Origin of the sequence: [Clostridium] aerotolerans DSM 5434 (assembly GCF_000687555.1) — a bacterium.
GTDB lineage: Bacteria > Bacillota > Clostridia > Lachnospirales > Lachnospiraceae > Lacrimispora > Lacrimispora aerotolerans.
This window is the reverse complement of the sequence record NZ_JHWJ01000001.1, coordinates 475,078-491,419: the sequence shown is the minus strand read 5'-3', so window position 1 is coordinate 491,419 and position 16,342 is coordinate 475,078. Positions and strand designations below refer to the sequence as shown.

13 protein-coding genes and 1 tRNA gene are annotated in these 16,342 nt (G+C 38.4%); 3 read left to right on the top strand and 11 right to left on the bottom strand.

Annotated features, from left to right (window positions below; all coding sequences use genetic code 11):
• Window positions 1–56 precede the first annotated feature (56 nt).
• Window positions 57–1,106 (top strand): AraC family transcriptional regulator, encoded by a 1,050-nt coding sequence (locus tag T546_RS0102325; RefSeq protein ID WP_026890233.1) that lies wholly within the window; start codon window positions 57–59, stop codon window positions 1,104–1,106.
• A gap of 88 nt (window positions 1,107–1,194) precedes the next feature.
• Here the strand turns inward: T546_RS0102325 and T546_RS0102320 are convergent, their stop codons facing one another.
• Window positions 1,195–2,049 (bottom strand): helix-turn-helix domain-containing protein, encoded by an 855-nt coding sequence (locus tag T546_RS0102320; RefSeq protein WP_026890232.1) that lies wholly within the window; start codon window positions 2,047–2,049, stop codon window positions 1,195–1,197.
• A gap of 174 nt (window positions 2,050–2,223) precedes the next feature.
• On the opposite strand from T546_RS0102320, the gene gap reads away from it, so the two are divergent.
• Entirely contained in the window at window positions 2,224–3,234 is a 1,011-nt protein-coding gene (gene gap, locus T546_RS0102315; RefSeq protein ID WP_026890231.1) for a type I glyceraldehyde-3-phosphate dehydrogenase, read from the top strand.
• A gap of 161 nt (window positions 3,235–3,395) precedes the next feature.
• On the opposite strand, the gene T546_RS0102310 is transcribed toward gap, so the two are convergent.
• From T546_RS0102310 to T546_RS0102305, 3 genes are all read right to left on the bottom strand, one after another.
• Window positions 3,396–3,466, bottom strand: a tRNA-Thr gene (locus T546_RS0102310).
• 342 nt (window positions 3,467–3,808) lie between these two features.
• Window positions 3,809–3,940 (bottom strand): helix-turn-helix domain-containing protein, encoded by a 132-nt coding sequence (locus T546_RS26295; protein ID WP_334291580.1) that lies wholly within the window; start codon window positions 3,938–3,940, stop codon window positions 3,809–3,811.
• A gap of 23 nt (window positions 3,941–3,963) precedes the next feature.
• Complete coding sequence (locus T546_RS0102305) at window positions 3,964–4,542, bottom strand: cyclase family protein (RefSeq protein ID WP_026890230.1); 579 nt, start codon at window positions 4,540–4,542, stop codon at window positions 3,964–3,966.
• 167 nt (window positions 4,543–4,709) lie between these two features.
• Here T546_RS0102305 and T546_RS0102300 point away from each other — a divergent pair, with 167 nt between their 5' ends.
• Window positions 4,710–5,198, top strand: coding sequence for a MarR family transcriptional regulator (locus T546_RS0102300; RefSeq protein WP_026890229.1), 489 nt, complete (start codon window positions 4,710–4,712; stop codon window positions 5,196–5,198).
• A gap of 1,167 nt (window positions 5,199–6,365) precedes the next feature.
• On the opposite strand, the gene T546_RS0102295 is transcribed toward T546_RS0102300, so the two are convergent.
• The 7 genes from T546_RS0102295 to T546_RS0102265 all read right to left on the bottom strand — a co-directional run bounded on the left by T546_RS0102295 (window position 6,366) and on the right by T546_RS0102265 (window position 16,327).
• On the bottom strand, window positions 6,366–7,487 hold the full coding sequence (locus T546_RS0102295; RefSeq protein WP_156951277.1) for a hypothetical protein: 1,122 nt from the start codon (window positions 7,485–7,487) through the stop codon (window positions 6,366–6,368).
• Between the two features lie 233 nt (window positions 7,488–7,720).
• Entirely contained in the window at window positions 7,721–9,079 is a 1,359-nt protein-coding gene (gene rlmD, locus T546_RS0102290; RefSeq protein ID WP_026890227.1) for a 23S rRNA (uracil(1939)-C(5))-methyltransferase RlmD, read from the bottom strand.
• A 91-nt stretch (window positions 9,080–9,170) separates the two neighbouring features.
• The gene (locus tag T546_RS0102285) at window positions 9,171–9,464 is read right to left on the bottom strand and encodes a hypothetical protein (protein ID WP_024835656.1); all 294 of its coding nucleotides are present in this window, start codon (window positions 9,462–9,464) and stop codon (window positions 9,171–9,173) included.
• A gap of 145 nt (window positions 9,465–9,609) precedes the next feature.
• The gene (gene pcrA, locus T546_RS0102280; RefSeq protein ID WP_026890226.1) at window positions 9,610–11,886 is read right to left on the bottom strand and encodes a DNA helicase PcrA; all 2,277 of its coding nucleotides are present in this window, start codon (window positions 11,884–11,886) and stop codon (window positions 9,610–9,612) included.
• A 3-nt stretch (window positions 11,887–11,889) separates the two neighbouring features.
• Complete coding sequence (locus tag T546_RS22640) at window positions 11,890–12,771, bottom strand: patatin-like phospholipase family protein (RefSeq protein WP_034597467.1); 882 nt, start codon at window positions 12,769–12,771, stop codon at window positions 11,890–11,892.
• A gap of 62 nt (window positions 12,772–12,833) precedes the next feature.
• Complete coding sequence (locus T546_RS0102270; RefSeq protein WP_026890225.1) at window positions 12,834–14,609, bottom strand: ABC transporter ATP-binding protein; 1,776 nt, start codon at window positions 14,607–14,609, stop codon at window positions 12,834–12,836.
• Complete coding sequence (locus T546_RS0102265) at window positions 14,585–16,327, bottom strand: ABC transporter ATP-binding protein (RefSeq protein WP_026890224.1); 1,743 nt, start codon at window positions 16,325–16,327, stop codon at window positions 14,585–14,587. The genes T546_RS0102270 and T546_RS0102265 overlap by 25 nt, the downstream gene beginning before the upstream one ends.
• Window positions 16,328–16,342: the final 15 nt, after the last annotated feature.

The following is a 16,342-nucleotide window of genomic DNA, read 5'->3' as shown; positions in this document are numbered from 1 at the left end:
GATATTTTTTAAGATGTTATACTTAAGATAATTGAAAAGAATGCAGAGGTGTTTCTATGAAAATAATCAAAGACAAATTTAAAAATTTCATGCTTTCTTATACACCGGATGAACTTTTTTATCGCCACCTTTACGAAGAAGAACACCTACATCCGGAAACATTCCCTCAATATGTTGATTCTTTGGATCGAAATTTTATTGAACAGCATCAACTCTATGTCCCATTCCTTCACGATACATGGTTTCCTTATATATCCGAAAATGAATTCTTTAAATCTCAATTTCAAAACATTAACATTGCAAAGCACAATCGCTATACACCAGAATATCTTCACCAACATGAGTTCTATGAATTTTTTTATGTTTATACTGGCTCTTGTATCAATACAATTCAGGGGAAAGAGCAGACCTGCCGGATCGGAGATTTGTGTATCATTCCCCCTAATACGAAACATAGTATTGCCGTATTTGATGACAGTGTCATAATCAATGTCATGATTAAGTCCAGTACCTTCCATGCGACATTTTTCGAATTGTTTACGAATAATAACGTTTTATCCAATTTTTTCTCCCATACTTTATATGAAAAAACGGAAAACAATTATCTGCTGTTCCACACCCAGTCAGATATTGTTATCCGCTCTCTTATTGAAGATATTTATATTGAATATTACGGTCATAAAAAATATTCGAATTCTCTGCTTGACAGTTACCTCTTAACCTTTTGGGTTTTACTTCTTCGGCATCATGAAAACCACCTGGAAAGTTTCCTTAACACCACTCACCAAAATCTGGCATTACTTGATATCTTAAATTACTTCCAGGCGAACTTTATGGATATTAGCCTTACCTCCGCTGCTGAGCATTTTGGATTTTCTGTTCCTCATTTCAGCAAACTAGTTAAAGATAATACAGGAAAGACCTTTATACAGCTTATCCGTAATATACGGTTGGAAAAAGCATGCCGTGCCCTTAAAACAACAAATTTAAGTATTTCTTCTATTTGTGAAATTATCGGTTATTTAAATCCCGAACATTTTAATCGTATTTTCAAAGAAACTTATCATATGACTCCAAGTGAATATCGTAGGAACCATACAAATTAGTGCAAGGTGTCTTTATTCTAAAACCACATCATATTTTACCAAGTTACAACATACACTTCCTTGAACATCAAATTATCCTAGCATAGCTCTATAAGTAACTTGCCAGTTTACGAGATGTGTTTCGGAATGTTGTAGGAGACATTCCTTTTTTTGTAGTAAACTGCTTAATAAAATAGGTGTCATACTCAAAACCTGTTGAACGTGCAATTTCATTCAAGCTCATTCCAGTATGGGTGAGCAATTCTTCTGCAACTTTTAATCGATATGATAATAAATAAGACATTGCCGTGCAGCTACATCGTTTATGAAACATTTCATTGAGTGAAACACGGTTTAAGTGAGCACATTGTGTTAAATCTTCTAAAGTAACCTTATTAGCATAGTTGGTGTGTATATATTCTAACGTCATATCAACAGGAGATTGTCCGTTTTCAGAATTTAAGCTTTCAATTAAGCCTAACATTTGAATAAGATTTTTTTTGATTCTACAAACCCAAAGCGAATCGCTTTGAGCAAACACTTCCGTACCGATAATAAAAAACCAATCTAATAATTTTGAATATGCTTTTGTATTAATAGAGGGTACTCCTGTATGAATGCTATCTCTTTGAAATAAAGGTAATCCTGTTTGTATCTTTAGATTGGGCATAAGATAATCTTCTGTTTTTGAAATCGGTATTGTATTAAGAAAATCCGTATCAAAACTAAACGATTGTGCTGATACATTTTCTTTTTCAAAAACTTGTATCACATCAACTTCTGACAAGCAAAGCACTCCAGGTGCAGAAATTGCAATAGGTCGATTATTCAGCATTCCTTTTATGCTCCCACTAGTGACAAATACTATAGTGAATCGATTCTGATAAGGAAGTGCTTTAAAATCTTCTATGGCATAGAAATCTATATTAACAGTTCTTTTTTTGTAACGGTCAATTTGTGGCATAATACCCTCCTTACAGATAGTATAGTTAAATTCTTCGCTTATTACATTGTACCATAGAACTGCAAGTTATAAAATATTAACGTAGCAAAAGGAATAAGATCAACATGGCGGCCAGCTTTTTACTATTAAAGCTGTGTTAAATGACTTTTCAACTAACAAGGAGGAAAATAAATTATGGCAGTAAAGGTTGCGATTAACGGTTTTGGACGCATTGGCCGGCTTGCTTTTAGGCAAATGTTCTCCGCAGAAGGATTTGAGGTAGTAGCAATTAATGATTTAACCAGTCCAGAGATGTTGGCTCATTTATTAAAATACGATTCTGCGCAGGGACGCTACGCTTTAGCTGATAAAGTAGAAGCGAAAGAAAGTTCTATTGTGGTAGCAGGAAAGGAAATTAAAATTTATGCTCAAAAAGATCCCAAATATCTCCCTTGGGGTGAGCTTGATGTAGATGTGGTTTTAGAATGTACAGGGTTTTTTACATCGAAAGAAAAAGCGGGGGCTCATATTACAGCAGGAGCTAAAAAGGTTGTTATCTCCGCTCCGGCAGGAAATGATTTACCCACAATTGTTTATGGAGTAAACGAAACTGTCTTGACCAAAAATGACACAGTCATTTCAGCAGCTTCTTGTACAACAAATTGTTTAGCTTTGATGGTTGATATACTTGATAAATTGGCTCCAATTGAAAAAGGATTTATGACAACGATTCACGCTTATACAGGCGACCAAATGACCCTTGACGGCCCACATGCAAAGGGTGACTTACGAAGAGCACGTGCAGCAGCCTTAAATATCGTTCCAACTTCTTCTGGTGCAGCTAAGGCCATAGGGTTAGTGATCCCTAAATTAGAAGGAAAACTAGACGGTGTATCCCAGCGAGTTCCGGTACCTGCCGGTTCAGTCACAGAGTTAGTAGCTGTCGTCAATAAATCTGTAAAGAAAGATGACATAAATACTGCTATGAAAGAGGCATCTTCTAATTCTTTTGGATATACAGAAGAACAATTGGTATCCTCAGATATAATTGGTATAACATTGGGTTCGTTGTTTGATGCTACACAAACAAAAGTCACTTCGCTTCCTGATGGAAAGTCCTTGGTAAAAGTAGTAGCATGGTATGATAATGAAAATTCGTATACAAGCCAGATGGTTCGGACAATTAAATACTTTGCCGAATTATAATTTATGGCTTAATAAAATTTGCCCGATTGAGCTTTGTTCAGTCGGGCTTTTTTATATTTATAATCTCTCGCTACCGTTCTCCATCGCACTTCTTTCGATTTCTTTCCTGTCCCTATTAATTATAATTTAAGCCACAAGCTTTCAAGCCCACGGCGTTTAAGTGGAGATAATGGGACTCGGACCCAGGGCCTCTTGAATACCATTCAAGCACTCTCCAGCTAAATTATACCCCGGTCTTATTCCTATCTATAAATAGCAATTTGGAAAGTTTTTGCCTCCAACTACCCAAAAGGCTTTTTTTCTTGCAGCTGATGAAACATATTTATAAAGGATTTTCTAATTGGCAATTTAATAGGAACATAATCTACAGACATTGATTTTACTGAATGAATAAAATATTATACCACAGAGAATTTGCTTTTGATTTAACAAGTTTTGATTGACAAACAAGTGTATTGTTGTTGCAAGGACAGGCCTTCCCCTTGACGGGAAGGCCATTTTTATTACTATCAACTTGAATCCGGCTGCTTAATGTAATACAGATTGCTCTTTTGCCGCCGTTTTCCTGCCACCGCTACTCCTTGCGCAGATGTTCGCTGCTTTCAAGGTCGGCCATAGCTCGTTTGACCGTGCTACGGGATAGCGTTAACTCTCTGGCAATAGTGCCAATCACCGGATAGCATTTGGATTCTTTATAATTTCTCATCAGTTTCGAATTTTAATATTAATTTATATTTCCGCAATTACTCTGCAAGAAAGACCAGAAAAGCCGCTCATGTTTGTAGGAAAAGTATATACTGTGAAAGAGTTTTCAAGAGTTTCTTTTAATAATAAATCTAAGTTAACAAGATTTTCAATAATAAATACTCCTCTTTCAGAACAATGTAAATCAATTCGAAGGTGATCCTCCGGCTTTTTAGCTCCAGCCATATCCACTCCTATTAAACTTACTCCCTTATTAAGAAGATAATCTATCACCTCATCAGATAATTCAATATATGTTGAAAAATATTCTTTTGAACCATATCCATACTGATTCAAAATCCCTGAATGAAAGAATACAAAATCATTTTCTTTTATGTTCCCTAAATCTAAATCCTCCAATTTTACTTCCTCAGTTTTTATATGGCTTATATCGAATATTTTACCTTTTGTTATAATATTATCTATTGAAAATTCTCCATTCATAACATCCAAATGAGTGCCTACATGGCCAGATTTTTCAGCTGCCTCGTTAGTAGTTTTAACAGCAGATAGCATTTCGTCTAACTTTTCTTTTTTTATTTTATAACTTAAATCAATTTTCATTTGATAACCTCCAACATATTTATTTATTTTTCCTAGGAATAATATTACAGTATCACAATATAGTTTCCTTGTAAACTATTTTTTAAAAATATATTGAATATTCATCTAATATATGCTATAATACATTTATTTACATGGAAACTAAATCTAAAATGGAGAATGCAATTATGAAAACAGAGAACACAAAATTTGAGATGGATATAACAATAAACAAGCTGGTAACAGTCTTTGAATATATAAGTAACATGATGGATGGACATGAAGAAGAAGTAAGAAATTTGTTACTCAAAAATGATTATAAAGATATTCAAAATATGAGCTTAATGCTTTCAGAAATTCATGTAATTGATTGTATTGGAAAAAGTCAATTAACTAATTCAACATTTATATCAAAAGAATTAAATTTGACAAAGGGAGCTATATCTAAGATTACTAGTAAACTAGTAAAGAAGGAGTTAATAAAAGGAAATCACCTAGAAAATAATAAAAAAGAAATCTATTATACCCTGACAACTAAGGGAAAAGAAGTTTTTAATATACATGAAATACTTCATAAGAATGAACATGAAAAATTTGTAAAAATATTAAGTAAATACAATAAAGAAGCACTTAACACTATAAATAACTTCCTAGATGATTTAGTAACCAATCTTTAATAGAGAGAATATTGGTATTAGCAATAATATTTTTTGAACTATGTAAGGATGCTTTAAGAGCTTAATAGGATAAGCTGTTGTATTATCATCTTCATCACCTATTCCCATTATATCGGTGTTCCAATATAGTTTTAAAGGCGTAATGGAAAGCACTGACAAGAATAGAACCCTCAGCCCACTGTCTGAGATTTTATGCTTTCCAGCACCATGACTTTTTTCGCATAGTTATCCAGACCAACTGTAAGGCATGTGCAATTGAACATATTATCTGTGATGTGACAGTAGCTAAAATGGCCTTTTTGATACAAGTCTGGTCTGCAACATAATTTGGTATATTAAAACGAATCGTAAGGAGGTCATTATATGTTTTCTTGTTTTAAACGAAAAAATGCAGCATCTGTAGAGGATATTGAACTACAACATTTCTTGCAATCTAAACACTGCAATGGGTGCTCAAGACATTGTCCCCTGTCCTCGCCAAAATGTGGACGTGGAAAAAAACTCGCAACAATTGAAACGACGAATTATAAACGGTCAGCCCCTTCGGATTGATAGCTTAGCATTGAATTTAAACTTTAGGAAAATGTCTGGCAGCAAATGTGTCATTAAGTACCTGTCTTATCCAGCTAAACCACCTTCATCGTTCCTATTATTTCTTTAATAAATACCTTTAATAAATCAGATAATTATGCAAATAATCATAATATAATTATATCATGATTATTAAAACAATTTAGTAAGTTTTTCCATGTATCCTTTCCTTCTATTATTATTTTACTCAAAAATATAACTCCATTGTTCTCAAAGAATCCCGCAAGTCAGCATAAAATCAAGCTTTCCGTGATAGCAGACAGACGGTCTCAACGTTCCTTGAGTGTATAAAAATGATGCTCGTGAGGCGTAAATATGTCTTGACAGAGGCATCACTTATTTTAATCTATTCATTTCTTTGTGATTTATCACCAATGTCATTTTTACATTCTTTAAAACTATTTTAAATAGAATATTAGCAGTAATATTCATCTGTTTACTATTAACACTTTAGATAAAAAACTTTCTTTCATCTTTTGGTAAAAACGCCAAAGACATAAATAAGTCACGTTACCCTCAGTCCGAGATTATAATATTTTAGTATTCCCATATCAACAGCTATAGAATAATACTATATTAATAATAGTCAACCCTATCTATAAGCCTTGGCCCTCTCCATTCTGAATCAGGTTCGTCTAAATATACGGATCCATACATTTCATATAAATCATAATTAAGTGAAATGTCTTCTATAATTATATTTTTGTATCTTTCAATAATTTTGAGAAAAGACTTCCAGCTGTCTTTATTCAGTCCGCTAGGTGTTTTTACGTTATCTAATATATTATCATATCTATCTCGAGCTGTTGGATGAGTTTTATAATCCCAAGAACTGCTAGGATAAATAGCATCACATGCCGCTTCATATATTTGAAGCGAACCAAACCATAACAAAGATGATTCATATAATTTCCTATATTTATCGGCAGTTAATCTTGGAAAAGATAAGGACTTTATATCTGCATCAAATTCATCACGTTGCGATTGATTATATATTTTTACTTTTTTATAATCTTCATTGCACTCTGATATATCATGATATATATAACAGTCAGAAACATTAGTTTCTGATAAATGGTTCAATAAATAATGAGCGAATTCGTGCCCAGCAATAAATTGTAACTGATAAGGTATGGGTGTATGAATAGCTTGAACAATATCTTCCGGGACTATCCCTCTAGGGTCCATCAAAAAATCCATTGTTTCAGTTTTAAGCATAATTCTAATGGCAATACGTAATGCATTTAAACAAACCCGTTCAGGAACTCTTCCATCAAAATCTAATAAGGCTAAATTCATAAATTTAAAAAAGAATCTAAGCGAATCACTTATCGTAATCACCGGACCATAATCCGTCTTGAATATTTGACCATTAGGAATATTTGAAAATATATCACCATATGTGATTGAGTCACAACGTTTTCTCAAATTTAGAGGTATACTTTGTAAGAAATTCGTATAATGATCTATCTCAAATGATTTTTCAAGTGACCATTCCCCTTCAAGGGATAGCGCTCTATTTCTATAAACTCTAAATAATCGCATATTATTAACTATTGTATCAGCACGTAGCTTTAATAAATAATCTTGAGCTGTCCTTACATTTAAAACTCTATCAATTTCATCTTCGTTGCATATTGGAAAGTAAAATAATCTACTCAACATTTTACTATCCACTTTATTCTTATCCCCTGACATATCCATTTTCCCTCCTTACCAAATATAATGCTATTAACTGCACAAATAAAGGCCTTTTTAAGGTACATCATTATAGCTTTTCTCAATTATAATTAACTCACCAATCTAAACCTTTTGCAAAAGTTCCATACTAAAAGTTTTTATGTCACCCCATTTCCATATAAATTTCAGTAATCACAAAGGTATTTTCTATCAAAACGATGCTTATTAAAAAAAACACAATCTACGTAAAATCAAAGTCTTTTTGAGAGCAAACAAACGGTCTCACAATTCGCCGTAGAAGGAAACATATCAACACAACAAACCTTCTCCACCTTATACCCTCTCTCCTGCAACACCACCAAATCTCTCACAAGGCTGGTAGGCTTACAAGAAACATAAACCAGCTTATCCACTCCAAAATCAATAATTTTCCCTAATGCCTTTGGATGTATCCCATCTCTAGGTGGATCAAGCACAATCAAGTCAGGCTTGTCCTGTAACTCATCAATAACCTTTAATACATCACCAGCAATGAATTCACAGTTCTCAAGCCCGTTACGCTTTGCATTCTCCCTTGCTGCCTCTACAGCCTCTTCAACAATCTCCACGCCAACTACCTTCTTAGCCACAGGAGCCAGAATCTGCGCAATCGTACCAGTTCCGCTGTATAAGTCAAATACCACCTTATCTTTTGTTTCACCAACATAACCTCTGGTAGTTTCATACAAAACTTCTGCACCAAGAGAATTTGTCTGGAAAAACGAAAAAGGAGAAATTTTAAATTTCAGTCCCAAAAGCTCCTCAAAAAAGAAATCCTGGCCATATAAAATATCAGTCCGGTCATTCTTTACCACATCAGCAAGACTGTCATTAAATGTATGAAGAATTCCAACAATTGTACCATTTAAAGTCAAACCAAGCAAAATATCCGTTAATGGCTGTAAGTCCATATCTTCCTGACTAGTCGTTACCAGGTCAATTAATATTTCCCCCGTTTTAATGGCACGGCGCACCAGAAGGTGGCGTAAATACCCGGTATGCTGCATTTTCTTATAAAATCCAGTTCCTTTTTCCTCAAAATATCCCTTTACAGCCTTTAAAATATCCGTGAAATCAGAATTAACGATCTGGCAGTTACCTGTTGTTACCACATCATAAAAGCTTCCTCTCTTATGCATGCCAAGGGCCAAAGGACCATCCTTAAACTCATCTCCAAAGGAAAACTCCATCTTATTCCGATATCCATCTTCCAGAGGGCTTCCCTTGATCCCTTCAAATACATAATCCTCACAAACACTGTCAATCAGATCTTTTACCTGTTTCTCTTTAATCTTTAACTGCTCTTCATAAGGAAGTGTCTGGTAAGTACATCCGCCGCATATCCCAAAATGAGGACAAGGATTTTCTGCGGTCTCAAGCTTAGAAGGCTCTAAAACTTCAAGAACCCGGCCCTCTACCTTTCCGCCTCGTTTTTTATTGATCATCACACGAACCTTTTGTCCTGGCAATGTGTGCTTTATTCCTATTTTACCTTCCGGCAGTTCTATATACCCCTTATCCGGGAAATCGAACCGTCCTATGATACCTTCGTATATCTCACCCTTTTTCACTCTTCTGACTCCTATCCTTTTTTATTCCTGACCGAGCAAAAAGCGTGTCTCACTGACTGAGGCACGCTCCTTCTCTATAATAATGCCAATCTTATTGTTCCGTAGCTTCGACAGCCTGATCGTCTTCAAAAAAATCATCGTCGAAATCGTCATCAAAATCATCTTCAAAATCTTCCAGATAATCCGGTGTGAAGAAGCGGTAAACGGTATAGGCGATGCCTGCCACCGCTGCCACAGCTCCTACTATAGCCAGTATCCAGAGAATACAATTTTTCTTCTTTTCTTCCTGTTCTCTTTTATGAAGCAATTCATTCACTCTGCTTGAGTTCATAAGATCTTCCAGTTTGCTCATAGCCTCTTTGCTCATTGCATCAAATCTGTTCATGTCTCCACGTCCTTTCTGAGAGCCTTGCTTTTTAAATCCTGGCAAAGGTTTGTCTCTCTGCCTATCGCAGTTATTATACCATTATATTGGGTCTTTTACTATCATTTTCACAATTTTTTTGAATTTTATGTATTGATTATTGTTTTTATAAAAGTTTTAGTTTTGCAAAGGAAGCAAACATTTTTTTAACCCCTGCTTTATCAAACTGGACCGTGACTTCGAAGTCTCTTCCGCCGTCCTTAATCTCCATGACAAGCCCTTCTCCAAACTTGATATGGCTGACCCTGTCGCCTTCCTTATAGCTTAAGGAAGATGGTTTTTCAACGGTAAATGCTTTTCCAAAACCTGGAGATGAGGTCGGGCTTGCAGTTTTAGATGCATATGCATTGTTTCCAGGTCCAAAGCTGCTGACACCGGCAGACCGTCCTGCCTTTCCCCATGGCAATGCGCTGTCATCAAAATCGGCTCCCGTGCGGATTTTTGAGATTCTCGGCTCCAGCCTGCTGGAATCCAGAAGGTGATCCGGAATTTCTTCGATAAAGCGGCTTACCTTGCTGTACCTGGTCTCTCCATTTACCATACGCTGTCTTGCAGAGGTCATCATTAAAAAGTTCTGGGCTCTCGTGATTCCCACATAACAAAGTCTCCGCTCTTCTTCCACCTCTTCCTTATCATCGGAGGAAATAGACATCATGCTGGGGAAGAGACCATCTTCCATTCCGGTTAAATACACCCGGGGGAATTCAAGACCCTTGGCGCTGTGAAGCGTCATGAGAGTCACTCTGTTTTCCGAGTCATCCATACGATCTACATCAGCCACCAGAGCCACTTCTTCCAGGAATTCATTGAGATCCGGATGCTCATGGTCTCCTTCAAAGCTCACGGCCTTATTAATCAACTCTTCGATATTTTCAAGACGAGTCTGGTACTCGATTTCGCCTTCTGCTTCCAGCTCTTTTAAGTATCCAGTCTCATCAAGTACATCTTCAATCAGCTCGTGAATGGTGTAAGCCTCTTCTGACATTCTGTTACGGAAATCTTCAATAAGCTCTGTAAATACAAGGACTTTATCGGCTGCTTTACCAAGTCCAGGGACTGCTTTTGCCCTGCAAAATGCATCATAAATGTCAAAGCCGCGTTCTGATGCAAATGCCTGAATCTTACCAAGGCTGGTGGCACCGATTCCACGCTTGGGAACATTGATAACTCTTAAGGCGGAAAGGTCATCCTTACCATTGGCAATGGTCTTTAAATAAGCCAGGATATCCTTGATTTCTCTTCTCTGATAGAAGTTGACGCCTCCTACCATGCGGTAGGGAACATTGTGCTGAAGACATTTTTCTTCAATGAGACGGGACTGGGCATTGGTCCGATAAAGCACGGCACAGTCCTGATAATCGGTCGGACTGTTTAAAATATCCCGGACGATGGCATCCGCTTCCTCTGAAGCATTATCAAACTGCTTAAACTGCACCAGAGGGCCTTCGTCATTGGCTGTCCAAAGAGTTTTATCCTTACGGCCTCTGTTGTGGCGAATGACCTCATTGGCTGCATTTAAGATGCTCTGGCTGGATCGGTAATTTTGCTCCAGCTTAATGACCACGGCTCCTGGATATGATTTTTCAAAGTTCAATATATTTTCAATGTTTGCGCCTCGAAACTTATAGATGGACTGGTCATCATCACCTACTACGCATAGGTTTTTATATTTTCCAGCCAACAGACTGACCAGCTTAAACTGGGCTGTATTGGTATCCTGGTATTCATCCACCAGTATGTATTTAAAGCGTTCCTGATAATAATTTAAGATCTCCGGGCTACTTTCAAGAAGCTGCACTGTTTTCATGATAAGATCATCAAAATCAAGGGCATTGTTCTTCTTTAACTGGCTCTGGTACTCTTTATAGACCTGAGCCACCTTTTTTTGTCTGAAATCACCGGAGGCGTTCAGTTCAAACTCTACGGCTGAAATCAGCTCATTTTTAGCTGTGGAGATTACAGATAGCATGGCACGGTCCTTATAAAGCTTTGGATCCATCTCCAGGCCTTTTAATACGTTGCGCATGAGAGTTTTCTGATCATCCGTATCGTATATGGTGAAATTCGTGGTGTATCCCAGGCTTTCTATGTGTCTTCTTAAAATGCGGACGCAAGAGGAATGAAAGGTAGAAACCCATATGCTGTCGGCTCCAAAGCCCACCAGCTTGTCCACACGTTCCCTCATCTCTCCTGCTGCCTTATTGGTAAAGGTAATAGCAAGAATGTTCCACGGGTTGATTCCCTTTTCTTCTATAAGATAGGCAATCCGGTGTGTAAGTACTCTGGTCTTTCCTGACCCGGCTCCTGCCAGCACAAGAAGCGGTCCCTCCGTATGGAGAACCGCCTCCTTCTGCATTGGATTTAATGTATCGTAAATACTCATAAATTATACCGTCTCTTCCTTTCCTTCCTCTGCTATCCCCAAATACCGCTTCAAATCATCTAAATTGGCCTCAGCAAGCCTTCTTCCGTCTTCATAGAGGGATTCCAGCTTCCGCTTATCCTGTTCTGTTCTTTGCACGGTTACATGCTTATCCGGGCGTATGACAAATATCCGGCCTTCCGCCTCCAGCTGATCAATCTCTTCCTGCATCCGGTTATACCGCTCCGGCACATCCTGAAGAGCTTTTAAAAGCTTTGGCAGCGGTCCAAAATACCGCTCATATCCCTTTTTCGTCCATTTATCAAGGAGAGGCTTCCGATACCCCTTCTCTCTTGTAAGAATCACTACAACCTTTTCATATCCAAGGTCTATGGCTCTTTGATAGGCTACTGGCATGGAGCAGCCTCCATCCAGATACTTCTTCCCATTCACAGAAATCATACTGGACAGAACCGGAATACTGCTTGAAGCCTTTACCGCGCTGATAAAATCTTCACTGGTGCTTTTTTCAAAGTACTCCGGCTTTCCAGTCTTACATCTGGTGGCGACCACCTCAAAGATCTGCCTGGAATTGTTAAATGTATCATAATCAAAGGGAACCAGGGTATCACTTAATTCCCCGAATAAAAAGTCAAAGTTAAATATGGAACGGTTTCTTACCATGTTGCGGAAGCTTAAAAACCGTTTGTCTCTCACGTAATCCAGATTGACCCTGATGGTCCGGCCCGATTGTTTGCTGATGTAGCTCATGCCCGACATGGAACCGGCAGAAACGCCGTTTACATAGGATAATTCTATCTCCTGCTCAATCAATACGTCTAAGACTCCGGCTGTAAAAACGCCGCGAAGGGATCCTCCCTCCAAAACCAATGCTCCTTCTGTCATCTTTTATCACCTCGACTTCTATTCTATTGCATTTCTTCCATCCGGTCAATCCCTTTTAAAGTCTAGGCAAACTGACTCTGATACAGATTATAGTAGGCACCCTTTACGGCTAAGAGCTCTTCATGGCTTCCTGCCTCCATAATATTTCCCTGGTCAATGACGAAAATCCGGTCTGCTTTCCGTATGGTTGATAAGCGGTGTGCGATGATAAAAGAAGTTCTTCCTTTCAGGAGTGCATCGATTCCCTTCTGCACCAAAAGCTCGGTATGGGTATCTATGCTTGAGGTGGCCTCATCAAGAATCAGGATTCCCGGCTTTGAGACCATGGTTCTTGCAAATGCCAGAAGCTGTCTCTGGCCGATGGAAAGTCCTGCTCCTCTTTCACTGATGACCGTATCATATCCCTCATCAAGCTTCATGATGAACTCGTGAGCACTGACTGCCTTGGCTGCCTCAATAATTTCCTCTTCCGTGGCATCAAGACGGCCATACCGGATATTATCCCGGATGGTACCGGAAAAGAGGAAATTGTCCTGGGTCATAATACCCATCTGGCTCCGTAAGCTGTTTAAGGTCACATCCTTAATCTCATGGCCGTCAATAAAGATTTTCCCTTCTGTGGCTTCGTAAAAGCGGCTGATCAAGTTAACAATCGTAGTTTTACCCGCTCCTGTAGGCCCTACCAGTGCAATGGTTTCTCCTGGTTTTATAAGAAAATTCACATCGCTTAAAATCAGACGGTCAGGCTCATCGCTGTATGCAAAGGAAACATTTTTAAATTCTACTTCTCCATTTAACTCCGGAAGCTCTTTTGCGCCCTCCTGGTCTATGATTTCTGCCTCTGTATCGATAATGTCAAAGATACGTTCTGCTGCAGTGATGTTGGTGGTCAGTTTATTGTAAAAGTTGGCCAGATTGCGGATTGGGCTCCAGAACATGGCTATATAGGTGGAGAATGCAAGGAAGGTACCGATTCCCACTTGTTCCACGCCTATGATCTTAATTCCGATGAAGTAAAGCAGGAAGCCACCAAGTCCCCAGGTAATCTCTACCAGAGGTCCAAAAGCATCTGCTACAAGTACCGCATCCATAAAAGATTTGTAGTGCTGGTTCACCAGATCATGGAACACGTCTTTTGTTTCCTTCTCCGCTGCATAGCTTTGGATAATGCGGATTCCAGACAGATCTTCATGAACGTATGCATTTAAGTTAGACGTCTTTTTTCTATAAATCTGCCATCTCCTATGTACGGTTGTTTGAATCAGAAATAGTCCGATTGCAAGAATTGGAAGCGTAAGAAGGGCGGCCATAGCCAGCCGGTAATTCTTAATCAGCATGATAACTGCTACGCAGATGACTGTTAATAGGTCCGGTATCAGCTGTGTCACACTGTCCGATAATACATCCTTTAAGGAATTCACATCTCCAATAATTCTTGCCAGTATTTTTCCAGTAGGGCGGCTGTCGAAAAAGCCGAATCCAAGAGACTGGATATGCTGGTATAATTCTTCCCTAATCGATAAAAGCACTTTATTGGATACTTCTGCCATAAGACGCATCCGGATCTTGGTTCCTGCAAGAAACAATAGAAACAAAATCAGTGCTCCGGCTCCAAGCCTTAAAAGCCCTTTCATATCCTTTTGGGCTACACAGACATTGATGGCATATTCCATAATCAGGGGGGCCATCATGCTTATGGCAATGGTTCCTGCCATAATAAATAAAACGATGGTAATCTGCTTTTTATAATCCAGTAAATACTTAAACATCCGGAGCATGGTGTCTTTTTTTAGGACTGCCTTCTGTTCTTCATCTATTCTGCTGGAATTGACTGCCATGTTACTTCCTCCTCTCCGTATTGAACCTGATATGTTTTATAATACTGTCCTCTCATGTTCATCAGCTCTTCATGGGTTCCTCGTTCTATAATCCTTCCTTCAGAAAGAATCAGAATCTCATCTGCATTTCGAACTGCAGAAATCCGGTGAGCAATAATAATTTTAGAGCTTTTATTAAGCTTTGACAGATGAGCTTCAATTTCTCTCTCTGTTTCCATATCAAGAGCTGAAGTAGAATCATCAAGAATCAGCAGAGGACTTTTCTTTGCAATTGCCCTTGCAATGCTGATACGCTGCTTCTGGCCTCCGGAAAGGCCTACTCCTCGTTCTCCAATTACTGTATCATACTGCTCAGAAAGCTTAGATATAAAGTTGTGGGCTTCTGCTGATATGGAAGCCTGCTGGACAATCTCCCATTCCGTGGCATCCTTATTTCCTGTTTTAATGTTTTCCGTAATGCTGTCAGAAAAGAGAAATACATCCTGCATGACCACAGAAATCTGACCTCTTAACAGGGACAGAGGCAGCTCCCTCACGTCCACTCCATCAAGCAATATCTTTCCATCCGTAACATCGTAAAACCGCTGGATCAGATTGACAATGGAGCTTTTTCCAGAGCCGGTAACTCCCATGATCCCAAGAGTCTTTCCCTTGGTTAAAGAGAAGTCAATGTCCTCAAGGATTTGTTTTCCATCAAGTTCAAAGCTTACATGGTCAAAAGTAAGATCGCCATTAATATGTTCCGGCCACACTAGCTGCTCTGCATCCTTGATTACCGGCTTTTCATCCATGATTGCCTTGATCTTTTTGTTGGAAGCCATGGCTGCGGCTAAATCGTTGCTCAGCCAGCCTACCATTTCCATGGGCCAGATAATGTTATTGGCATATTCGGAAAATGCACCTAATTCACCGATGGTCATTTTCTCATAAATAACAAGAATTCCTCCGATTACAATTACGGATATCATAAGGATTTTAGACAAAAATGAGATATTCGGCTGATAGCGAATGAGAAGCTTTGCCTGTTTCATGTTTAAGTCATAATATTTCTTATTGTGCTTTCTAAACTTGCCGATTTCATATTCTTCTCTGGCAAAAGCCTTTACCGTACGAACCCCGGCAAGATTTTCCTGGGCTACGGTATTTAATTCTGCTGTCTGTTCGCTGATCTTATCGTATACTTCCCCAAGACCGTTCTCCATCTTAATGGCATACCAGGCAATCAGTGGCATGATAGCCAAAGGTACTAATGTAAGTATCGGACTGATGCGATACATGCAGACAAGCACAATAATCGTATGTATGGTGCATTCCAGAACCAGCATTCCCACGAAACCGAATGCATTCCAGATTCGTTCTGCGTCATCTTTGATTCTTGCCATCAATTCCCCAGTATTGTGGCCATCAAAGTAATCCATAGATAAGGTCTGTATATGATCGAATAAATCCTTTCTCAGACCGCTTCCTATCCCCGCCGCAGCATAGTCAAAAATAAATTCCTTGGTGTACTGGAAAATCGCTCTTCCAAATCCGATTCCTATCAGTCCTAACAGCAGGTTCATCAGAATCTGCATATTACCGCCCACGATCACATCATCAATAATATGCTTCGTGATCTGGGGAGACATTGCATCGAGAAAAACGCTGATGAACATCGCGGTGATTGCAAGGATATACAGGAAACAATACTTCTTTAAATACTTCCACAGATTTTTCATACTTCCTCCTTTAAA